The organism is Dryocola baronae (assembly GCF_051297175.1).
In the GTDB taxonomy this organism is placed as follows: Bacteria; Pseudomonadota; Gammaproteobacteria; order Enterobacterales; family Enterobacteriaceae; genus Dryocola.
Window position 1 is genome coordinate 1,603,723 of sequence record NZ_JBINNY010000001.1, and the last position, 22,236, is coordinate 1,625,958.

Here is a 22,236-nt window from a genome sequence, read left to right on the forward strand (position 1 = left end):
TTTAACAAGTCGGTGAGGGTAGTCTTACAAACTTAAACGTAGCCTCAACAGAGCGCTTTGCAAGCTGTTCCAGTCCGTCTCTTCGCTATTAATCAATTCGATACGACTGTCGGGTGGTGCCACGCCTTGCGTTTCGATATGCAGATCGTCGCCCTGGCGGTTGATGCGCACCAGGCCTTCCGCAATGCGCAACACGCCTTTTACCCGGCTAACCGGCGCGAGGCGGGCCCACTCCAGAATGCCAACCGTATCAAAAACCGTCTCTGCATCAAAAATCCAGCCGCAGGCCACGTAACCCTGGCCGCTGTTTATGCTGCGTCTCCAGCGCTGGTGGCCCGGTAAGCTAAGCGCGGCAAGACCACGGTTGGCCTCGTGCGTATGGCTGTGTTCGGCGCTGCTCGGGAGTTCGCGAAGGTTTTGACGCGGGAGATCCAGCAGGCTGACGTCAATTTGGCCATTTTCCGCCAGCACCACGTCGCGCCCGTCGGCGTTCGACTGCTGCCATTCGGCCAGGGCCCGGCGGCTTTCATCGGTAGAGCGGTCATTTTTATTAGCGACGATGATATCCGCGCTAGCAAGCTGATCGCGGAAGTTGTCGTTGTTCACGGCGCGATCGTCTAACAGCGAGCGCGGATCGAGCAGGCAAAGCGTGGCCCGCAGGTCAATCCACGGCTGGTAAACTTCGGCGGTAAGCATATCGAGGATTTGTTTCGGGTGGCCTAAGCCTGTGGGTTCGATAAGCAGACGGTCTGGCTTTCCCTGGCGCAGCAGCGTATTTAGCCCGACCTGCATCGGTAAACCATTCACGCAGCACATGCAGCCGCCGGGGATCTCCTTGAGCAGCGCGCCGCCGTCGGCAAGCAGGGCACCATCAATCCCCACTTCGCCAAACTCATTCACCAGAACCGCCCACTTCTCATCGCAGGGTTTATTCGCCAGCAGATGCAGGATAGTGGTGGTTTTTCCGCTGCCAAGAAAGCCGGTAATCAGGTTGGTTTTGGTCACAGTCGCTCCGGAAATATCATTCACGCTTATATAAGCCGATGGCTATCCTGAACAACATTAAGCAAAAAAAGAAGCCCCGGCGCGGACTTCGTTAAAAAAATCCGCGCGCGGGTAACTGATTTATTCACTCACGAGGCTGGCGACCGCCTGACGGGCACCGTTGGCGGCCAGCTGCTGCCAGGCCGCGCTGACGTTATTAACAAATCGCTCGTCGGCCGGCAGATCGCTGCCGAAGATTTCCGTCAGGGTAAGCAGGGCGGCAACGCGCTCGTCTTCAGCGCTGCCGTCCACCAGACCTTTGATTTTCACGGACAGCGGATCGCGGATATCTATTGCCTGTCCCGCGTCGTCAACGCCGCTGACATAGCGCATCCACGCGGCAACGCCCAGCGCCAGACAAGGCCACTCGTCGTCCTGCTGGAGGTGCCAGCGCACGCTTTCCAGCATCCGCTGCGGCAGCTTCTGACTGCCGTCCATGGCGATTTGCCAGGTACGATGCTGTAGCGCCGGATTGCTGAAGCGCTCAAGAAGATTGTGCGCATACTGCCGCAAATCGACGCCCGTAACGCGCAGGGTCGGGGCCTGTTCCTGCATCATAAGCCGGTGGGCGGCGCGGTAAAAATTCTCGTCGGCCATGCAGTCATTAATATGCTGATAGCCCGCCAGATAGCCAAGCCAGGCAAGGAACGAGTGGCTGCCGTTGAGCATGCGCAGCTTCATTTGCTCCCAGGGCATCACGTCATCGACCATTTCGACGCCCGCGACCTCCCACTGCGGACGGCCCGCAACAAAGTTATCTTCAATCACCCACTGAATAAACGGCTCGCCTGAAATCGCGCACGGATCTTCAACGCCCATAACGTCAGTGATTTCCTGCAGGGATTCAGGCGTGGCGGCGGGCACGATACGGTCAACCATCGTGCTTGGGAACGTCACGTGCTCGCGCACCCAGTCGGCCAGCTCCTGGCTGCGCTTTTCCGCCATGCCGATCGCCGCATTGCGCACGACGTGGCCGTTATCAGGAATGTTATCGCAGGAAAGCACGGTGAAAGGGCGTAGCCCGCGTTCGCGGCGGCGGTTTAAGGCCTCGACTAAAATGCCGGGCACCGAATGCGGCTCGGCCGGGTTTTCAAGATCGTGAACGATCCGTTCGTTGGACGCGTCAAGCCTGCCGGTAGCGGGATCGATGCAGTAGCCTTTCTCGGTGACCGTCAGCGACACGATGGCGACCTGCGGCTCGCAGAACTTCTCGATGATCGCGTCCATCCCGTCGAGCCTGGCGTTCAGACACTCTTTAACCGCGCCGATGACGATAGCCTGATTTCCATCCCGCCCTTTTTCCAGCACGGTATACAGATGATCCTGATCGCGCAGCGCGCTCATCAGCTTATCGCCGCTAAACAGGCTGATTTCACAGATACCCCAGTCGCCGCCAAGCGCGTTGAGCACCCGGTCAGTCAGCAGCGCCTGATGCGCCCGGTGGAAGGCGCCGAAGCCAAAGTGGACAATGCGCGTTTGTAACGCGCTGCGGTCGTAACGCGGCAGTTGAACGCCGTCCGGCAACGTGACTGAAGCAATTGTATTCATAAAATGCAAATCCTGATTAACGTAATGATAACAACCGCAGTCTAAAGTTATATGACAGCAAAGAGAATTGGTGTGCTGGCTTTATCGTTTTAATGTGAGCTGGATCAACCAATTTTGCGGGTAAAATTGATCGTTGCCGGGTTTGCGGTATGGTAGTCGTCAATGCAATAACATAGAATTGGTATGACAACTTATTAATGAGGAATTGGTAATGGAACAAACCTGGCGTTGGTATGGCCCGAAAGACCCTGTATCACTGGACGACGTGCGCCAGGCGGGCGCAACCGGTGTGGTAACCGCTTTGCATCACATCCCGAACGGGGAAGTGTGGCCGGTAGCTGAAATTAAACAGCGTCAGGCCGAGCTTGCGGCAAAAGGGCTAACCTGGTCGGTTGTCGAAAGTATTCCGGTGCATGAAGAAATCAAAACGCACACCGGCGACTACGACAAGCACATCGCTAACTACCAGCAGAGCATCCGTAACCTGGCGGAATGCGGCATCGACACCGTGTGCTACAACTTTATGCCGATCCTCGACTGGACGCGTACCGACCTGGAATACGAACTGCCGGACGGCTCTAAAGCCTTGCGCTTCGACCAGATTGCCTTCGCGGCCTTTGAACTGCATATCCTGAAGCGCCCTGGCGCCCAGGCGGACTACAGCGAAGAAGAGCAGCGCCAGGCGCAAACCTACTTCCAGAATATGTCCCCGGCGGAAATTGAAAAGCTGACGCGCAACATCATCGCCGGCCTGCCGGGCGCGGAAGAAGGCTACACGCTGGACCAGTTCCGCGCGCGCCTTGCTGAATACGACGGCATTAACAAAGAGCAGCTGCGCGAAAACATGGCTTATTTCCTGCGCGCCATCGTGGCGGTGGCGGAAGAAGTCGGCGTTCGCCTTGCGGTTCACCCGGACGATCCGCCGCGTCCGATCCTCGGCCTGCCGCGTATCGTTTCTACCATTGAAGATATGCAGTGGCTGAAAGAAACCGTCGACAGCATCAACAACGGCTTCACCATGTGTACCGGCTCATACGGCGTGCGCGCCGATAACGACCTGGTGCGGATGATCGAAACCTTTGGCGACCGTATTCACTTCACCCACCTGCGCGCAACCTGCCGCGAAGGCAACCCGAAAACCTTCCACGAAGGCGCGCACCTGCAGGGCGACGTCGACATGGTTTCCGTGGTAAAAGCGATTCTGACCGAAGAGCAGCGCCGCAAGGCGAGCGGTGACGAGCGTCCAATCCCGATGCGTCCGGACCACGGCCATCAGATGCTGGACGATCTGCACAAGAAAACCAACCCTGGCTACTCGGCGATTGGCCGCCTGAAAGGCCTGGCGGAAGTGCGCGGCGTTGAGCTGGCGCTGAAGCAGACGATGTTCCCGGATTTGCTGAAGTAAGCGTAAAGCACTAAAAAAAACCCGCCGAGGCGGGTTTTTTGTTTTCTTAGTCTGCGCGGCCCATAGAGCGCTTTTCGGCGATATGAATGCGGATTTTCTCACCGGTCACCATATATTCCGGCACCTGAATAACAAGGCCGGTGGACATGGTGGCAGGCTTGGTGCGGGAGCTTGCTGAAGCACCTTTAATGCCGGGCGCGGTTTCAACGATTTCCAGGTCTACCGTCTGCGGCAGTTCGAGCGCCAGCAGCTGGCCGTCCCAGGTCAGAACCTGCATGTCCGGCATGCCGCCTTCCGGGATGAACTGCAGCTCGTCTTCGATCTGGTCTTTGGTAAAGATATACGGGGTGTAATCTTCTTTATCCATGAACACGTATTCGTTGCCATCGATATAGGAGAAGTCAACGAAACGGCGGGTCAGGGTAATGGTGTCGACGATATCGTCGCCCTTAAAGCGCTCTTCGACTTTCTGGCCGGTGCGAACGTCAGAAAAACGCATTTTGTAAAGGGTTGCCGCGCCGCGTGCGCTTGGGGCCTGGATATCGATATCTTTCACAATCAGCAGCTTGCCGTTGTAATTCAGTACCATACCTTTTTTGATTTCGTTAGCTCTTGCCATCGATGTTTCCTGTGAAATTTGAGGAGCGAAAATATTGCGACAAATTACTCGCGAGGTGCACTTCAGGCAAGCGGAATTCATCGCCCGTGCGACAAGCTTTGCGACAAAGTATAAATAGCATAGTAAAGCCCGTGCGGGACTGATACAGTCCGCCCATTAGCCAGCCCACCGGAGTATTGCTGATGGACTGTCGTCCTGACTGCGGCGCCTGCTGTACCGCACCTTCTATATCAAGTCCGATACCCGGCATGCCCAACGGCAAGCCCGCCAATACCCGCTGCGTTCAGCTTGCCGACAACCTGATGTGCAAGATATTCACTTCGCCTCTGCGGCCGAAGGTTTGCGCCAGCCTGCAGGCCAGCCGCGAGATGTGTGGCACCACGCGGCAGCAGGCGATGGCGTATCTGATTTATCTTGAGGCGGCGACCGCCCCCTAAACGTCCTTAATGCGCAGCATGCACCAGGCCGTAACGACAATCATGGCCAGCGCAATAAAGAAGACGGTGTGATAGTTCCAGATTTCAGCCACCACGCCCGCCAGTGAACCGGCGATGATCCAGCCCACTCGGGTTGTATTGGTGTACAAGGTTGTGGCCGCACCCGCCTGGCCCGGCATCAGATCCTGGAAGTACAGCATCCCAATCCCCGCTAGAATCCCGATAAATATTGCGTTCAGCAGCTGTAGGCCAAGCAGCATGTATTCGTTATGCAGCGTCAGCATGCCGACGTAGAACAGCAGCCCCGCGACCAGCGCGATACGCATCAGGAAGCGCTTCCCAAAACGTTTGGCGTAATAGCCCGCAATCAGCATGGTTGGAATTTCCAGCCCAGCGGCGGTGCCCATCATCACGCCAGCCAGCTTCTCGGGCAGATGCAGCTCATGAATGATGTAAAGCGGCATATTGATGATGTACAGGCTGTTGCAGCCCCACATCATGGTGCAGGCGACAAACAGCAGCAGTGCATCACGGCGGTTGCGGCGCGGCGCTTCAAGCTTAGCGGTTGTGGCAAGCGGCTCTTTGCGCATCGAGGGCAGGAACAGCCAGACCATCAGGCTACAGACGACAAACGCGAAGGCGGCGCTGAGATACATGGTGGTGAAGCCGAAGCCAAGAGCGAGCGCATAGGCGATTGGCGGGCCGATAACCCAGGCCAGCGACACCTGCGCGCGCAGTATCGAACTGAACATGACGGCTTCGCGGCCCGTGCGGTCGGCGTGTTCGCGGGCAAGGGCGAACATCTGCGGGTTGGCGGTCGAGCCGAAGCTGCTTAAGAAGACGCCCACAAAAAGCAGGACAAAATAGTTACGGTTCCAGGCAAACAGCACGCACGCCAGGGCACCCAGAAGGCAGCAGACGAAAATCAGCGATTTGCGATCGCCTTTGCGATCCGAACGCCCGGCCAGAAACTGGCTGACCAAAATGCCGATAACGGCGCTGCCGGTGAAGAAGAAGCCAACCATCGCCGGACGGACGTGGACCTCCTCGCTCAAAAACAGGCTTAGCGTCGGAGTTTGCAGGGCACCAGCAATACCGGTTAAAAAAGCTACAATCAAAAAGGCGGAAGACGTCAGATCAAGTGGCTTACGGCCCGCGGCAACTGGGGTGTTTTGCATGAGATAAGGATCGTTTGATAGGGAACGCGCGGAGTTTACGCGCCTTAGCGGCAAATAAACAGTCGTTAAAATCAAACGCAACACGAAAAGTCAAAACGGTGTTCCACATCGCTCATAGCGAATGCTGAAGTCTTGCTGATAGTCATTCCGTGCTGTTCAGCTATTGGCGAAAGATTTAAGGAAAATGTGCGTAATCTCTAAATTTCGACACGCAGATCTTGCCAGTAATGTTGAAAATATCCACACTACTTGAAACGTTTCAGCGTCGTCTTATTTTCAAACAGGAGTGGGGTGACGCTTTTTTTCTCACATTAGCTGAATCGTTTCAATTCAGCAGGAGAGGGAACCATGTTTCAGTTGTCTGTTCAGGATATTCATCCCGGCCAAAGCGCCGGGAACAAAGAAGAGGCTATCCGCCAGGTTGCCGCTGCGCTCACGCAGGCGGGCAACGTTAGCGAAGGCTATGTAGACGGCATGCTCGCACGCGAGCAGCAAACCGCAACCTACCTCGGCAATGGCATCGCCATTCCACACGGCACCACCGATACCCGCGATCTGGTGCTGAAAACCGGCGTTCAGGTTTACCAGTTCCCGCAGGGCGTGGAATGGGCTGAAGGCCAGAAAGCCTACGTCGCCATCGGCATTGCGGCAAGCTCCGACGAACACCTCGGCCTGCTGCGTCAGCTGACGCACGTGCTGAGCGATGACGCGGTTGCCGAGCAGCTTAAAACTGCCACCACCGCCGAAGAGCTTCGCGCACTGCTGATGGGCGAAAAGCAAAGCTCCGCGCTGCTGTTCGACAACTCCCTTTTAGCGCTGGACGTGACCGCAAACGACCTGATGACGCTGCAGGCGCTGAACGCTGGCCGCATCAAGCAGGCGGGCGCGGCTGACGCTGCTTTCGTAAGCCAGGTTATCTCCAGCAAACCGCTGTACCTCGGGCAGGGCATCTGGCTGAACGACAGCACCGAAGGCAACCTTGCCAGCGCGGTGGCTATCAGCCGTCCGGCAGCAACCTTTGAAACCGAAGGCGAGCCGGTTTCCCTGCTGATGACCGTGGCCGTCGCCGACGACCAGCCGCTGCAGGTGCTTAATCGCCTGAGCGATATGCTTATCAACAACAAAGCCGAACATCTGCTGAAAGCCGATGCCCCAACTTTGCTGACGCTGCTGACCAGCGACGAGCTGCCGGCTGAAAATCTGCTGACCGAAGAGTTCACCATTCGCAACGAGCACGGCCTGCACGCGCGTCCGGGCACCGTTCTGGTTAACACCATCAAACAGTTCACAAGCGAGATCACCGTCACCAACCTCGACGGCTCCGGCAAACCGGCCAACGGGCGCAGCCTGATGAAAGTGGTCGCGCTGGGCGTGAAAAAAGGTCACCGCCTGCGCTTTACCGCTCAGGGCGATGACGCACCACAGGCATTGCAGGCCATCGGCGATGCCATCGCTGCCGGTCTGGGCGAGGGGGCAGCATGACCAGACGCGTAGCAACCATCACCCTGAACCCGGCCTATGACCTCGTGGGTTATACCCCGGAAATCGAACGTGGCGAAGTGAACCTGGTGCGCACCACCGGTCTGCACGCCGCGGGTAAAGGCATTAACGTTGCCAAAGTGCTCAAAGATTTAGGCATCGACGTCACCGTTGGCGGCTTCCTCGGTAAAGACAACCAGGACGGTTTCCAGCAGCTGTTCAGCGAGCTGGGCATTGCTAACCGTTTCCAGGTGGTGCAGGGCCGTACCCGCATCAACGTTAAGCTGACCGAAAAAGACGGTGAAGTGACCGACCTCAACTTCTCCGGCTTTGAAGTAACGCCGTCAGACTGGGAGCGCTTTGTTGCCGATTCCCTGAGCTGGCTTGGCCAGTTCGATATGGTCTGCGTGAGCGGCAGCCTGCCTGCTGGCGTTACGCCCGAAGCCTTCACCGACTGGATGACGCGCCTGCGCAGCCAGTGTCCGTGCATTATCTTCGACAGCAGCCGCGAGGCGCTGGTAGCAGGTCTGAAAGCCGCGCCGTGGCTGGTGAAGCCTAACCGCCGCGAGCTGGAAATCTGGGCCGGTCGTAAACTGCCCGACATGAAAGACATCATTGAAGCCGCGCACGCGTTACGCGAGCAGGGCATCGCACACGTCGTTATCTCGCTGGGTGCCGAAGGCGCGCTGTGGGTTAACGCTTCGGGCGAATGGATTGCTAAGCCACCGGCTTGTGAAGTTGTCAGCACCGTTGGTGCCGGGGATTCCATGGTTGGCGGCCTGATTTACGGCCTGTTAATGCGTGAATCCAGCGAGCACACCCTGCGCCTGGCAACGGCCGTAGCCGCACTGGCGGTGAGCCAGAGCAACGTTGGTATCACGGATCGCACGCAGCTGGCCGCCATGATGGCCCGTGTCGACCTGAAACCGTTTAACTAACAGCAGGAGAGGAACAATGAAAACGCTGCTGATTATCGATCCTACGCTTGGCCAGGCGCGCGCGTACCTCGCGAAAACCCTGCTGGGTTCCGCGGCTCAAAAAGCGCATCTGACGATTATCGACAACCCTAACGAAGCCGAACTGGCGATCGTCGTGGGTAACGCCATTCCTGCGGATACCGCGCTGAACGGCAAAAACGTTTATCTCGGTGATATCGACCGTGCGGTGCTGCACCCTGAGCTGTTCTTAAGCGAAGCAAAAGCCAAAGCCAAACCGTACACCGCGCCAGCGGTCGTTGCGGCACCGGCTGCGGCTGCTAAAGGCCCGAAACGTATCGTTGCGGTCACCGCTTGCCCAACCGGCGTAGCGCACACCTTTATGGCTGCTGAAGCCATTGAAACCGAAGCGAAAAAACGCGGCTGGTGGGTGAAGGTTGAAACGCGCGGCTCCGTCGGTGCAGGCAATGCCATCACGCCTGAAGAAGTTGCCCAAGCGGATCTGGTTATCGTAGCGGCCGACATCGAAGTGGACCTGGCGAAGTTTGCCGGTAAGCCGATGTACCGCACCTCTACCGGTCTGGCGCTGAAGAAAACCGCGCAGGAGCTGGATAAAGCCGTTGCTGAAGCTAAGCCTTACGAAGCGACCGGCCAAAGCGCTGCGTCTGCAAAAGAGGGTAAAAAAGAGGGCGCTGGCGCTTACCGTCACCTGCTGACCGGCGTTTCCTACATGCTGCCGATGGTGGTTGCGGGCGGCCTGTGTATCGCGCTTTCCTTCGCATTTGGTATCGAAGCCTTTAAGGTGCCGGGCACGCTTGCTGCGGCGCTGATGCAGATTGGCGGCGGTTCAGCCTTCGCGCTGATGGTGCCGGTTCTGGCGGGCTACATTGCATTCTCCATTGCGGACCGTCCAGGTCTGACTCCGGGCCTGATCGGCGGTATGCTGGCGGTTAGCACCGGTTCTGGCTTTATCGGCGGCATTATCGCCGGTTTCCTTGCGGGTTACGTGGCGAAGACCATCAGCACCAAGCTGAAGCTGCCGCCAAGTATGGAAGCGCTGAAACCTATCCTTATTATCCCGCTGATTTCCAGCCTGATCGTTGGTCTGGCGATGATTTACCTGATCGGTACGCCGGTTGCGAAAATCCTTGAAGGCCTCACCCACTGGCTGCAAACCATGGGCACCGCGAACGCGGTTCTGCTGGGCGCAATCCTCGGCGGCATGATGTGTACCGACATGGGCGGCCCGGTGAACAAAGCGGCATACGCGTTTGGCGTTGGCCTGCTGAGTACGCAAACCTACGCCCCAATGGCGGCCATTATGGCGGCGGGCATGGTTCCACCGCTGGCGCTTGGCCTGGCGACTCTGGTTGCGCGTCGTAAGTTCGACAAAGCGCAGCAGGAAGGCGGCAAAGCGGCGCTGGTGCTCGGTCTGTGCTTCATCACCGAAGGGGCGATTCCGTTCGCAGCGCGTGACCCAATGCGCGTTCTGCCTTGCTGTATCGTAGGCGGCGCGGTGACGGGCGCTATCTCGATGGCGGTTGGCGCTAAGCTGATGGCACCGCACGGCGGCCTGTTCGTACTGCTGATCCCAGGCGCAATCACTCCTGTACTGGGTTACCTGATTGCGATTGTTGCGGGTACGCTACTGGCAGGTTTGTCTTACGCGTTCCTGAAACGTCCGGAAACCGAGCTGGCTGCCAAAGCCGCATAAAGCCTGAGTTTTCCCTTAAACGCCTCCGGTTCTCGCCGGGGGCGTTTTGCTTTCCAGTTCTGGAAAGCCTCGCTTACATCCTCATTAGTTACGCAAATGTTGCTAAATGAACCATGTGGTTCAATGCTTAGTACATGCCCAGACTGCTCCCGAGGAAAATATGCAGCGTTCAATAGCCACCGTTTGTGTTGCCGGCACTCTGCCCGAAAAGCTACACGTCATTGCCAGGGCGGGCTTCACCGGCGTCGAAATCTTCGAGCCGGACCTTGAAGCCTATCAGGGCGACGTCAGCGACATCGCCTGGCTTACCAAAAGCCTTGGCCTACAGGTGATGCTTTACCAGCCGTTTCGAAATTATGAAGGCATGCCGGAAGATAACATTCGCTCAAGCCTTGATCGGGCGCGCAGAACCTTCGAGGCCATGCACAAGCTTGGCTGCGGCCAGCTGCTGCTCTGTAGCAACGTCGATGAGCAGAGCAGCGAAAACCGTGAAAAGCAGATTGCAGACCTGAGCCGAATTGCGGAGCTTGCCCAGCGTCATGACATCAAAATTGGTTATGAAGCGCTGGCCTGGGGCAGGCACGTCAACCGCTACGCGCAGGCCTGGGATCGGGTTAAGGCCGTCAATAGCCCGGCGCTGGGCCTGGTGTTGGACAGCTTTCACGTGCTGGCGCTCGGCGACGCGCTACGGCTGGAAAACATTCCGCTGGAGAAAATCTTTTTCGTGCAGCTTGCGGACGCTCCGCGTAAAAACCTCGACGTGCTGGAGTGGAGCCGTCACTACCGCAGCTTCCCCGGAACGGGCGATTTGCCGGTGCTGGAGTTTGCCAGAACGCTGGTGGACAAAGGCTATCGCGGCCCATGGTCGCTGGAGATTTTTAACGATAGCTATCAGGCGTCGCCCGCTTCAGAAATCGCGGCGGCAGGATTCGCGTCGCTCGAATGGCTGGAAGGCCAGCTCAGCGAAAGGCTGGTGAAGCTGGCGTAATATCATAGCGGATGGCGCAACGTCATCCGCAACCCTCTTATTTCATCAGTTCAGCAAAATCTTCCAGCATGGCCTGCGCGTCGGGCTTAATGCCCGTAAAGTGCTCGAAGGCACCCGCCGCCTGAAACACCACCATGCCGCCGCCGTTCATCGTTCTGCACCCGCGTGCTTTGGCAGCCAGCAGCAGCTCCGTTTCCAGCGGTACGTAAATCACCTCGGCAAGCCATTGCTCAGGATGTAAAAGCTGCGGGTCAACGGGCATGCCGGGATGACCGAGCATGCCAACAGGCGTCGCCTGCACCAGCCCGTCGCACTTGACCAATGCGGCCTCCGGGTTGCGGCAAAGCGACACCCGCGCCGCGCCGAACTGCCCGGCAAGCCTCGCCACAAGCGCCTCGCTGCGTTCGGTGTCCCGGTCATAAATCCACAGGCTGCCGGTGCCGAGCTGCAGCATGCCGTGCGCGACGGCAAATCCTGCGCCACCCGCGCCCACCTGCAGCACCTGGCCGGTCGATGCGCCGCGTAAAAAGTGCTGGAAGTTGCCGCAAAAGCCGCTGCAGTCTGTGTTGTAGCCAATCCGCCTGCCGTCTTTAAACACCACGGTGTTGACCGTACCAAGCGCTTCGGCCTCGGGCGAAAGGCTATCGAGATAAGGCATGATCGCCTGCTTATAGGGATGCGTGACGTTGCAGCCCGCATAGCCCAGGGTTTGCATGGCGGTTAATACTTCCGGGAGCCTGGATTCATCCCAGCCGCGCTCGGCAAAGTCAACAAGCGCGTAGCTACAGCGCAGCCCAAGGCGGCGGGCCTGAGCCTCATGAAGCCGTGGGGAAACGGATCCCTGAATGTCTCGGCCAATCAGGCCAAGCAGATAGAGCGGGGGGCGGGCTGAGGACGGGTTCATTTCATCTCCGGATTAACTGACTGAAGAGATAAAAATGAACCCGATGATTCGTTATGTAAAATTTTTGTTATTCAAACTGTGAGCGGTGAAGCATTCCCCCGCGCTGCGAGGGAGGGGATCAGGCGATCGCTTCTTCGTGCTGCTGCGCCTTCAGCCAGGCGATTTCTTCCGCCCAGATGTCCGGGTTGGTGGTTTCGAGGATCAGCGGGATGCCGTCAAAACGGCTGTCGCGCATCAGCCAGCTAAACGGCGTGTGGCCGATGTTGCCTTCGCCAAGGCTGTTGTGGCGGTCGACGCGGCTGGCAAATTCGCTTTTGGCATCGTTAAGGTGCATTCCGCGCAGGTACTGGAAGCCGACGATCCGCTCGAAGTCAGCAAAGGTTTTCTCGCAGTCTTCTTCGGTGCGCAAATCGTAACCGGCGGCAAAGGCGTGGCAGGTATCGATACACACGCCGACGCGGGATTTGTCCTCAACGCCGTCGATAATGGCCGCAAGGTGTTCAAAGCGGAATCCCAGATTGCTTCCCTGGCCCGCCGTATTCTCAATGACGGCGGTAACGCCCTGGGTTTTTTCCAGCGCGATGTTTATCGAGCGGGAGATGCGCGCCAGACACTCCTCTTCGGTGATTTGCTTGAGATGGCTTCCGGGGTGGAAGTTTAACAGCGTCAGGCCGAGCTGCTCGCAGCGCTGCATTTCGTCGATAAAGGCTTCGCGGGATTTCTCCAGCGCGTCCTCAACCGGATGGCCGAGGTTAATTAAATAGCTGTCGTGCGGCAGGATCTGGCCGGGGCCGTAGTTGTACTTCTCACAGGCGCGTTTGAAATTGCTGATAACGTCTTCGGTGAGCGGCGCGGCCCGCCACTGGCGCTGGTTTTTGGTGAACAGGGCAAAAGCGGTGGCTTCCAGTTCGTGGGCGCGAATGGCGGCGTTTTCCAGCCCGCCCGAGGCGCTAACGTGCGCTCCAATAAACTTCATCTTTCTCTCCTGTCAAAACCCGCTACCGGGAAACAGACAATGATAGCGGGTTATGGGGGAAATTTCTCTTATCAGGACATCAGGTGATAGACGCCCAGATTAATACCCGCACCGCCAATAATCAGCCAGATGAATAATACCAGCGCCATCAGCAGTGGGCGCACGCCGGCTTTTTTCAGCGCGCTGATGTGGGTTGTCAGCCCAAGCGCCGCCATCGCCATGGCGAGCAGGAAAGTATCCAGCGTGACCAGCGCGTTCACCAGCCAGTTTGGCAGCAGGTGGAACGAGTTGAACATTGCCACCACGATAAACAGCACCGCAAACCAGGGAATAGTGATTTTGCTGGCCTGCGCTTCGCCCGCAGGGGCAAGCTGTTTGACCCTTGCGGCAAGGAAAATCAGGAACGGTGCCAGCATCATCACGCGCAGCATTTTTGCAATAACCGCGGCGTTCTCCGTTTCCGGGCTAATTGCATGGCCCGCCGCAACGACCTGCGCCACTTCGTGCATGGTTGAGCCGGTATAGATGCCGAAGCTTTCAGGCGTGAACCACTGGGTGACGAACGGGTAAATCATCGGGTAGATGAATATTGCGAGCGTACCGAAGATCACCACGGTGGCCACCGCGACGGTCACTTTGCTGGCTTCCGCCTTCACAACCGGTTCGGTCGCAAGGATCGCCGCCGCGCCGCAGATGCTGCTGCCCGCGCCGATGAGCCAGCTGGTCTGTTTGTCGAGGCCAAACACTTTCTGACCAAGCCAGCAGGCGAGGGTAAAGGTGCTGGTTAACGTCAGGATATCGATAATCAGGCCGCTGGCACCGACGTCCGCTATTTGTGAAAACGTCAGGCGAAAGCCGTAGAGAATAATCCCCAGGCGCAATAGATGTTGTTTCGCGAAAAGCACGCCGCCGTCGCATTGTTGCCAGATTTTCGGGTACAGAGTATTGCCGATAACCATCCCACACAGAATGGCGAGCGTCAGCGCGCCGAGGCCAAGTCCGGCGACGGCAGGAATGTTGCCCATCCACAGCGCGAACGCGGTAATGGCGCCGGATAGCGCCAGCCCTGGCAGAAAATGCCACAGGGTGTGACGGTGAGCGGGAACGGTGAGTTCAGTCATAACCTTCTCCTTTGTGATGGCTAAAGGTTACGACCGGCTGGCTTAAAAATAAAATTGATTATATATTTATAATCAATCTGAATAAGTAATAAGAAGGGCCTTATGCATATCACCCTGAGGCAGCTCGAAGTGTTCGCCGAGGTATTAAAAAGCGGGTCAACGACCCAGGCTTCACAGATGCTGGCGCTTTCCCAGTCGGCGGTGAGCGCGGCCCTGGCCGACCTTGAAGGCCAGCTTGGCGTGCAGCTTTTCGACCGCGTCGGTAAACGGCTGGTGGTCAACGAACACGGGCGGCTGCTTTACCCGCGCGTGGTGGGGCTGTTGGAAAACGCGGGCGAAATAGAGCAGCTGTTCCGTGAAGATAACGGTGCCATTCGCGTTTACGCCAGCAGCACCATCGGCAACTATATTCTGCCGGAGATGATTGCCCGCTACCGCCGCGACTTCCCCTCATTGCCGCTGGAAATGAGCGTCGGCAACAGCCAGGACGTGATCAACGCCGTGGCGGATTTCCGCGTCGATATCGGGCTTATCGAAGGCCCGAGCCATATGACCGATCTGGTGGCCGAGCCGTGGCTTGAGGACGAGCTGGTGGTCTTCGCCGCGCCTTCCACGCCGCTGCTTAACGGCCCGGTGACGCTTGAGTCGCTCGCCGCCCAGCACTGGATTCTGCGGGAGAAGGGGTCGGGCACGCGTGAAATCGTCGATTATCTGCTGCTTTCTCACCTGCCGCAGTTTCATCTGGGCATGGAGCTGGGCAATTCCGAAGCGATTAAACACGCGGTGCGCCACGGGCTGGGCATTAGCTGCCTGTCGCGCCGGGTAATAGAAGAGCAGCTGGAAACCGGCTCGCTGGTGGAGGTCGCCGTGCCGCTGCCCCGGCTGGTGCGCACGCTTTATCGCATTCATCACCGCCAGAAGCATATCTCAAAGGCATTACAGCGTTTTTTGCGTTATTGCGAAGGGTAGAGCGGTAATATCGCCGTAATATGTCGGATGGCGCTTCGCTTATCCGACCTACGAAACCGCAGGCGCTATCCGCCGAAATCACTATAAAGAGGTAGCGGAAAAAACGAATTATAAGTGCTTTACTTATAATCCAACGCCGATCATGAAGCTCTCTTATAACCCTGGCATTTCTGCTAACGAGGCGCGGTTGTTTTGTTACAATCGCGCCTCATTTTTTGGAAGGACCGCAATTTTCTATGGTTTCTCAAGATAAAACCACACAAGCGCCTGGCTTACGTCGTGAGCTAAAAGCGCGCCACCTGACGATGATCGCCATCGGCGGTTCCATCGGTACGGGGCTTTTTGTCGCCTCTGGAGCGACCATTTCTCAGGCGGGCCCTGGCGGCGCGCTGTTGTCCTACATGCTGATTGGCCTGATGGTGTACTTCCTGATGACCAGCCTGGGCGAGCTTGCCGCGTATATGCCGGTTTCAGGCTCCTTTGCCACCTACGGGCAGCAGTACGTGGAAGAAGGCTTCGGCTTCGCGCTGGGCTGGAACTACTGGTACAACTGGGCGGTGACCATCGCCGTTGACCTCGTTGCCTCGCAGCTGGTGATGAACTACTGGTTCCCGGACACGCCGGGCTGGATCTGGAGCGCGCTGTTCCTCGGCATTATGTTCCTGCTCAACTACATCTCCGTAAAAGGCTTCGGCGAAGCGGAATACTGGTTCTCGCTGATTAAAGTCACCACCGTCATCATCTTTATCATCGTTGGCATCATGATGATCGTGGGGATTTTCAAGGGCGCCGAGCCTGCGGGCTGGAGCAACTGGACTATCGGCGACGCGCCGTTTGCGGGCGGCTTCTCCGCCATGATCGGCGTGGCGATGATCGTCGGCTTCTCATTCCAGGGCACCGAGCTTATCGGCGTGGCGGCCGGTGAATCCGAAGATCCGGGCAAAAACATCCCGCGCGCCGTGCGTCAGGTGTTCTGGCGTATCCTGCTGTTCTACGTTTTCGCGATTCTGATCATCAGCCTGATTATTCCTTATACCGATCCGAGCCTGCTGCGCAACGACGTCAAAGACATCGGCGTTAGCCCGTTCACCCTGGTGTTTGAACATGCGGGCCTGCTGTCTGCGGCGGCGGTAATGAACGCGGTTATCCTGACGGCGGTGCTGTCAGCGGGTAACTCCGGCATGTACGCGTCAACCCGTATGCTCTACACCCTGGCCTGCGACGGCAAAGCGCCGCGCATTTTCTCGAAGCTTTCCAAAGGCGGCGTTCCGCGCAACGCGCTTTACGCGACCACCGTGATTGCCGCGCTGTGCTTCCTGACCTCTATGTTCGGCAACCAGACCGTCTACCTGTGGCTGCTTAACACCTCCGGGATGACAGGGTTTATCGCCTGGCTTGGCATCGCTATCAGCCACTATCGCTTCCGCCGTGGCTACGTGAAGCAGGGTTTTGACATTAAAGATTTGCCGTACGTGTCGGGCTTCTTCCCGCTGGGGCCAATCTTTGCCTTCGTGCTGTGCCTGATTATCACGCTGGGCCAGAACTACGAAGCCTTCCTGTCGGATAACATCGACTGGGGCGGCGTGATGGCGACCTACATCGGCATCCCGCTGTTCTTGATAATCTGGTTCGGCTACAAGCTGGTGAAAGGCAGCCGTTTCGTGAAATACAGCGAAATGACCTTCCCGGCGAGCTTTAAGAAGTAGGGTAGTTTTGTCGGGCGGCGTCTACGCCTTACCCGACATACAAAACCGAGGCCGTAGGGTGGATAAGCGAATGCGCCATCCACCGAGGGTATCGGATAGGCCGACCAACAAACTCTTAAAGGGCGCGACTATCGCGCCCTTTTTTATTTCGCTCGATATCATGCATACCCGCCATTCATCTTTTGCAACAATTGAATTGATAAGCATTATCGTTTGATTTAAGGTTGTCGCCAGATTTTGCTAAAGGTAAAGATTTCATGAGTACCGCCACCGACCCGATGCCGCAGGAAGGAAAATCTGCCGCGATTATGGGGCGTTATCAGCTGGTCCTGCGCCATCGCTATTTGCTGATGTTCGCGCTGGTGCTTGCCATCCTCGCTTCGCTGCTGCTGGACTTTACTCTTGGGCCTTCAGGCCTGCCGCTCGGCACGCTGTGGCAAACGCTAATCGACCCGGCCCATGCCGATGCCGGGACGCGCGTCATCGTCTGGGATATCCGCCTGCCGTATGCGCTGATGGCGCTGCTGGTAGGCATGGCGCTTGGCCTTGCCGGCGCCGAGATGCAAACCATCCTTAATAACCCGCTCGCCAGCCCGTTTACCCTCGGGGTTTCATCTGCTGCGGCGTTCGGCGCGGCGCTGGCCATCGTGCTGGGTATCGGTATCCCGGGCGTGCCGGATCAGTGGTTTATCTCCGCCAACGCCTTTGTTTTTGCGCTGTTTGCCGCGCTGCTGCTGGACGGCGTGACGCGCTGGACGCGGGTTGCTTCCTCGGGCGTGGTGCTGTTCGGCATCGCGCTGGTGTTTACCTTTAACGCGCTGGTGTCGATGATGCAGTTTATCGCCAGCGAAGACACGCTACAGGGGCTGGTCTTCTGGACGATGGGCAGCCTGGCGCGCGCCTCGTGGGACAAGCTCGGCGTGCTGCTGCTCGCGTTTGCCGTCGTGCTGCCCGTTTCGATGATGAGCTCGTGGAAGCTTACGGCGCTGCGCCTCGGCGAAGACCGCGCGGTTAGCTTCGGCATCGACGTTAAGCGCCTGCGCCTCGCAACGCTTCTGCGCATCAGCATTCTGTCCGCGCTTTCGGTCGCTTTTGTCGGCCCGATTGGCTTTATCGGCCTGGTCGCGCCGCACATCGCGCGCATGATGTTCGGTGAAGATCACCGCTTTTATCTGCCGGGCAGCGTGCTGGTTGGCGCGCTGGTGCTGTCTCTGGCGTCGGTTGCGTCGAAGAACATCGTGCCGGGGGTCATTATTCCGGTGGGGATCGTCACGTCGCTGGTCGGCGTACCGTTCTTCCTGAGCATTATTCTGCGCAACCGGGGGAACGTCTGATGCAGGGGCTTGAGATTAAAGGCTTCCACGCCGGTTACCCGAAACGCAAAATTATTGAAGATTTGAACGTTCCCGCGCTGCCGCGTGGGAAAATCACCGTGCTGCTGGGGCCAAACGGCTGCGGCAAGTCCACGCTGCTGCGCTCGCTCGCAGGTTTGAACCGCGCGCAGGGGCAGCTGCTGCTTGATGGCGAAGATCTGATGGCGCTGCCGTTTGCCAAACGCGCTGAGCAGGTGGTTTACCTGCCGCAGTCGCTGCCGCAGGGCGTTCATCTGCACGTGCTGGAATCGATTATCGTGGCGCAGCGCGCCTCCGGCGGCAGGCACAGCCCGCAGGGTGAAGCGCAGGTGATGACGCTGCTCGAGCAGCTTGGCATTTCGCATCTGGCGTTAAGCTATCTCGATCAGCTCTCCGGCGGGCAAAAGCAGCTGGTGGGGCTGGCCCAGTCGCTGATTCGCCGCCCGTCTTTGCTGCTGCTCGACGAGCCGCTTAGCGCGCTGGATTTGAACTACCAGTTCCACGTTATGGATTTAGTCGCCCGCGAAACCCGCCTGCGCAATATCGTCACCGTTGTCGTGGTTCACGATATTAATATCGCCCTGCGCCACAGCGAAAACGTGCTGATGCTGCGCGACGGTCAGTTGGTTGCCTGCGGCGAGCCGGAAGAGGTGATTACCCCGGCAAGCCTGGCCCAGGTCTATGGCGTGAAGGGAAGAATTGAACGCTGCTCCCAGGGCGTGGCGCAGGTGTTAATCGACGGTTTAGTCGAAACGCCAACCGTATAAAAATCGAATAAGCAGTACCGCAGCCGTCCGCCAAAGTAGTGGACGGCGCAACAAGGAATGTGAGCGCATTCATCGCAGTAATTTGTTGTATTTACCTCATGGAGAGAAAGGAATGTTAAGGTTGAATCCCATCGTCCGGGGAGGACTGTGCGCGTCGGTAATCAGTATGGCTTTTCCTGTTGCTGCTGAAGAACGCGATGACAAGCGTGACGACACTATCGTCGTAACCGCTTCGGCCAGCGAACAAAACCTCAAGGATGCGCCTGCCAGTATCAGCGTCATCACCCAGGAAGACCTGCAAAAGAAACCCATCCAGAACCTGAAAGACGTGCTCCAGGAAGTGCCCGGCGTGCAGCTGACTAACGAAGGCGACAACCGTCAGGGCGTCAGCATTCGCGGTCTCGACAGCAGCTATACGCTGATCCTCGTCGACGGCAAGCGCGTCAACTCCCGCACTGCGGTCTTCCGCCACAACGACTTCGACCTCAACTGGATCCCGGTTGACGCCATCGAGCGAATCGAAGTGGTGCGCGGCCCGATGTCCTCGCTGTACGGCTCGGACGCGCTGGGCGGCGTGGTGAACATCATCACCCGTAAGGTGGGCAAGGCCTGGCACGGCACCCTCTCGCTGGATTCAACCATTCAGGAAAACCGCGATCGCGGGGATTCCTATAACGGCAACTTCTTCACCAGCGGCCCGATCGTTGACGATCTGCTCGGCGTGAAGGTGTACGGCAATCTCGGCAAGCGCGAAAAAGACAAGCAGGAGCCGTCCAGCACCAGCAAAACGGGCGAAACGCCGCGTATCGAAGGCTATACCGCGCGCGGCGTCAGCACCGAGTTTTCCTGGACCCCGACCAGCGACCAGGACATCCTGTTTGGCTACGGCTTCGACCGCCAGGACCGCGATTCCGACTCCCTGAACCAGAACCGCATGGAGCGCCAGGACTACTCGATTTCCCACAACGGCCGCTGGGATTTCGGCAACAGCGAACTGCGTTTCTACGGCGATAAAATCGATAACCTGAACCCGGGTAACAGCCAGCCTATCACCGCGCGCAACAACAGCCTCGACGGCAAGCTCGTGCTGCCGCTGGGCGAGATTAACCAGCTGCTGACCTTCGGCGGCGAGTGGCGTCACGACAAGCTTAGCGATCCGGTCAACCTGACGGGCGGCAACAGCTCGGACACCTCCGCCAGCCAGTACGCGCTGTTTGTGGAAGACGAGTGGCGCATCTTTGAGCCGCTGGCGCTGACCACCGGCCTGCGCATGGACGACCACGAAACCTTCGGCGACCACTGGAGCCCGCGTGCCTACCTCGTGTATAGCGCAACGGATACCGTGACGGTAAAAGGCGGCTGGGCGACGGCCTTTAAAGCGCCATCTTTACTGCAGCTTAGCCCGGACTGGACCAGTAAATCCTGCCGCGGCTCGTGCCAGATTGTCGGTACGCCAGACCTGAAACCGGAAACCAGCGAAAGCTTCGAGCTGGGCCTGTACTACGCGGGCGATGAAGGCGTGCTCGACGGCGTAACGGGGAGCGTGACCGCCTTCCAGAACAACGTCGACGACATGATTGATATCAACCGCACGTCCAGCCGTACCGACGCGCCGAACTACCCGAACTTCGTTGGTTTCGATAAGAACGGCAACCCGATCTTCAAATACTACAACGTTAACAAAGCGCGCATTCGCGGCGTTGAAACCGAAGTGAAAGTGCCGTTTAACGACCAGTGGAAGCTGACGCTGAACTACACCTATAACGACGGGCGCGACCTGAGCGGCGGCGGCAACAAGCCGTTGCAGACGCTGCCGTTCCACACCGCAAACGGAACCCTGGACTGGGCACCGCTCGACGACTGGTCGTTCTACGTGTCCGCTAACTACACCGGGCAGCAGCGCGCCACCACCGACGGCGCCGCTTCGCCTGGCGGCTACGTTATCTGGAACACCGGCGCCGCATGGAAAGTCACCAAGCAGGTCAAGCTCCGCGCGGGCGTGCTGAACCTGGGTGATAAAGACCTGAATCGCGACGACTACAGCTACAACGAGGACGGTCGTCGTTACTTTATGGCGATGGATTATTCGTTCTAGTTTTACCCCTCTCCGTAAAAGGGAGAGGGGATCTCTTTTCTCCCTCTCGGGGGAGAGGGTCGGGGTGAGGGCGGTTCGTAGGAGCCGTAGGGCGGATAAGCGCATGCGCCATCCGCCATTAACTCGATGCTAAACCAAATGCTCCGCGTGGAACCGCAGATGGTCCTCCACGAACGTCGCAATAAAGTAGTAACTATGGTCGTAGCCCGGCTGCACGCGCAGGGTTAACGGCCAATTTTTTTGCCTGGCGACTTCCGCAAGCTGCGCGGGCTGGAGCTGATCCGCGAGGAACTGATCGCCATCTCCCTGATCGATAAGCGTCGGGAGGGCGTGTTCTGAGTTTGCCGCCATCATCAGGCAGCAGCTATCCCATTCCTGCCATCGGCTTTCATCCGTTCCCAGGTACGCCGAAAACGCCTTTTGGCCCCACGGCACGCGGGTTGGGTTGACGATGGGCGCAAAGGCCGACACCGAGCAGAAGCGCCCCGGATTTTTTAACGCCATGACGAGCGCGCCGTGGCCGCCCATAGAATGGCCGAAAATAGACGCCTTTTCGCTAATGCTGAAGTTCTCTGCGATTAACGCCGGCAGTTCGTCACGCAGGTAGTCGTACATGCGGAAGTTATCCGCCCACGGCTTTTGCGTGGCGTTGAGATAAAACCCCGCACCCTGGCCCAGGTCGTAGCTGTCGTTATTCGGCACGCTTTCGCCGCGCGGGCTGGTGTCGGGCATGACCAGCACGATGCCCAGTTCCGCAGCAACACGCTGCGCGCCCGCTTTAGTGGTGAAGTTTTCGTCGTTACAGGTCAACCCTGACAGCCAGTACAGCACCGGTGGCGGCGTAGTGCGCGGCGGAGGCAGAAAAATACTGAACGTCATCGGGCAGTTGAGTACCGCGGAATCGTGGCGCCAGCGCTGCTGCCAGCCTTCAAAACATCGGTGTTCTTCGAGCAGTTCCATCAGGACGGTTCCTTAAATTTATTCAGGATCGTTGAACAA

The 22,236-nt window shown here is 58.0% G+C and carries 19 protein-coding genes; 11 read left to right on the forward strand and 8 right to left on the reverse strand.

Features of this window, described 5'->3' with window-relative positions:
• Positions 1 to 24: 24 nt before the first annotated feature.
• Positions 25 to 1,005 (reverse strand): CobW family GTP-binding protein, encoded by a 981-nt coding sequence (locus ACSPHG_RS07525; RefSeq protein WP_435952865.1) that lies wholly within the window; start codon positions 1,003 to 1,005, stop codon positions 25 to 27.
• A gap of 120 nt (positions 1,006 to 1,125) precedes the next feature.
• The gene (locus tag ACSPHG_RS07530) at positions 1,126 to 2,592 is read right to left on the reverse strand and encodes a mannitol dehydrogenase family protein (protein WP_435952866.1); all 1,467 of its coding nucleotides are present in this window, start codon (positions 2,590 to 2,592) and stop codon (positions 1,126 to 1,128) included.
• 211 nt (positions 2,593 to 2,803) lie between these two features.
• On the opposite strand from ACSPHG_RS07530, the gene uxuA reads away from it, so the two are divergent.
• The gene (gene uxuA / locus ACSPHG_RS07535) at positions 2,804 to 3,997 is read left to right on the forward strand and encodes a mannonate dehydratase (protein ID WP_435952867.1); all 1,194 of its coding nucleotides are present in this window, start codon (positions 2,804 to 2,806) and stop codon (positions 3,995 to 3,997) included.
• Positions 3,998 to 4,043: 46 nt separating this feature from the next.
• On the opposite strand, the gene yeiP is transcribed toward uxuA, so the two are convergent.
• The gene (gene yeiP / locus ACSPHG_RS07540) at positions 4,044 to 4,616 is read right to left on the reverse strand and encodes an elongation factor P-like protein YeiP (protein ID WP_324117339.1); all 573 of its coding nucleotides are present in this window, start codon (positions 4,614 to 4,616) and stop codon (positions 4,044 to 4,046) included.
• Between the two features lie 182 nt (positions 4,617 to 4,798).
• Here yeiP and ACSPHG_RS07545 point away from each other — a divergent pair, with 182 nt between their 5' ends.
• Positions 4,799 to 5,053, forward strand: coding sequence for a YkgJ family cysteine cluster protein (locus tag ACSPHG_RS07545; protein WP_435952868.1), 255 nt, complete (start codon positions 4,799 to 4,801; stop codon positions 5,051 to 5,053).
• Here the strand turns inward: ACSPHG_RS07545 and setB are convergent.
• Positions 5,050 to 6,231 carry a sugar efflux transporter SetB gene (setB, locus tag ACSPHG_RS07550; RefSeq protein WP_435952869.1) on the reverse strand — a complete coding sequence of 394 codons (1,182 nt, stop codon included), beginning with the start codon at positions 6,229 to 6,231 and terminating at the stop codon, positions 5,050 to 5,052. The genes ACSPHG_RS07545 and setB overlap by 4 nt on opposite strands.
• A gap of 348 nt (positions 6,232 to 6,579) precedes the next feature.
• Between setB and fruB the strand changes: the two genes are divergently transcribed.
• From fruB to ACSPHG_RS07570, 4 genes are all read left to right on the forward strand, one after another.
• Positions 6,580 to 7,713, forward strand: coding sequence for a fused PTS fructose transporter subunit IIA/HPr protein (gene fruB, locus ACSPHG_RS07555; RefSeq protein ID WP_435952870.1), 1,134 nt, complete (start codon positions 6,580 to 6,582; stop codon positions 7,711 to 7,713).
• Positions 7,710 to 8,648, forward strand: coding sequence for a 1-phosphofructokinase (gene fruK, locus ACSPHG_RS07560; RefSeq protein ID WP_435952871.1), 939 nt, complete (start codon positions 7,710 to 7,712; stop codon positions 8,646 to 8,648). Before fruB ends, fruK begins: the two co-directional genes overlap by 4 nt.
• A gap of 16 nt (positions 8,649 to 8,664) precedes the next feature.
• Entirely contained in the window at positions 8,665 to 10,359 is a 1,695-nt protein-coding gene (gene fruA, locus ACSPHG_RS07565; RefSeq protein WP_435952872.1) for a PTS fructose transporter subunit IIBC, read from the forward strand.
• A gap of 160 nt (positions 10,360 to 10,519) precedes the next feature.
• A complete protein-coding gene (locus ACSPHG_RS07570; RefSeq protein WP_435952873.1) occupies positions 10,520 to 11,347 on the forward strand; it encodes a sugar phosphate isomerase/epimerase family protein in 828 nt (275 codons plus the stop codon).
• A gap of 37 nt (positions 11,348 to 11,384) precedes the next feature.
• On the opposite strand, the gene ACSPHG_RS07575 is transcribed toward ACSPHG_RS07570, so the two are convergent.
• From ACSPHG_RS07575 to ACSPHG_RS07585, 3 genes are all read right to left on the reverse strand, one after another.
• Positions 11,385 to 12,251 (reverse strand): shikimate dehydrogenase, encoded by an 867-nt coding sequence (locus tag ACSPHG_RS07575; RefSeq protein WP_435952874.1) that lies wholly within the window; start codon positions 12,249 to 12,251, stop codon positions 11,385 to 11,387.
• A 118-nt stretch (positions 12,252 to 12,369) separates the two neighbouring features.
• On the reverse strand, positions 12,370 to 13,227 hold the full coding sequence (gene nfo, locus ACSPHG_RS07580) for a deoxyribonuclease IV (protein WP_435952875.1): 858 nt from the start codon (positions 13,225 to 13,227) through the stop codon (positions 12,370 to 12,372).
• A 71-nt stretch (positions 13,228 to 13,298) separates the two neighbouring features.
• Entirely contained in the window at positions 13,299 to 14,348 is a 1,050-nt protein-coding gene (locus ACSPHG_RS07585; protein ID WP_435952876.1) for a YeiH family protein, read from the reverse strand.
• Between the two features lie 102 nt (positions 14,349 to 14,450).
• Here ACSPHG_RS07585 and yieE point away from each other — a divergent pair, with 102 nt between their 5' ends.
• The 5 genes from yieE to cirA all read left to right on the forward strand — a co-directional run bounded on the left by yieE (position 14,451) and on the right by cirA (position 21,237).
• The gene (gene yieE / locus ACSPHG_RS07590) at positions 14,451 to 15,317 is read left to right on the forward strand and encodes a DNA-binding transcriptional regulator YeiE (RefSeq protein WP_435952877.1); all 867 of its coding nucleotides are present in this window, start codon (positions 14,451 to 14,453) and stop codon (positions 15,315 to 15,317) included.
• Between the two features lie 236 nt (positions 15,318 to 15,553).
• Positions 15,554 to 17,023: an amino acid permease gene (locus tag ACSPHG_RS07595; protein ID WP_435952878.1), complete on the forward strand. Its 1,470-nt coding sequence runs from the start codon at positions 15,554 to 15,556 to the stop codon at positions 17,021 to 17,023.
• A gap of 257 nt (positions 17,024 to 17,280) precedes the next feature.
• Positions 17,281 to 18,357, forward strand: coding sequence for a FecCD family ABC transporter permease (locus ACSPHG_RS07600; RefSeq protein ID WP_435952879.1), 1,077 nt, complete (start codon positions 17,281 to 17,283; stop codon positions 18,355 to 18,357).
• A complete protein-coding gene (locus ACSPHG_RS07605) occupies positions 18,354 to 19,142 on the forward strand; it encodes an ABC transporter ATP-binding protein (RefSeq protein WP_435955968.1) in 789 nt (262 codons plus the stop codon). The genes ACSPHG_RS07600 and ACSPHG_RS07605 overlap by 4 nt, the downstream gene beginning before the upstream one ends.
• A gap of 112 nt (positions 19,143 to 19,254) precedes the next feature.
• Complete coding sequence (gene cirA, locus ACSPHG_RS07610) at positions 19,255 to 21,237, forward strand: catecholate siderophore receptor CirA (protein WP_435952880.1); 1,983 nt, start codon at positions 19,255 to 19,257, stop codon at positions 21,235 to 21,237.
• A 129-nt stretch (positions 21,238 to 21,366) separates the two neighbouring features.
• On the opposite strand, the gene fghA is transcribed toward cirA, so the two are convergent.
• Positions 21,367 to 22,197: an S-formylglutathione hydrolase gene (gene fghA / locus ACSPHG_RS07615; RefSeq protein WP_435952881.1), complete on the reverse strand. Its 831-nt coding sequence runs from the start codon at positions 22,195 to 22,197 to the stop codon at positions 21,367 to 21,369.
• Positions 22,198 to 22,236 lie beyond the last annotated feature (39 nt).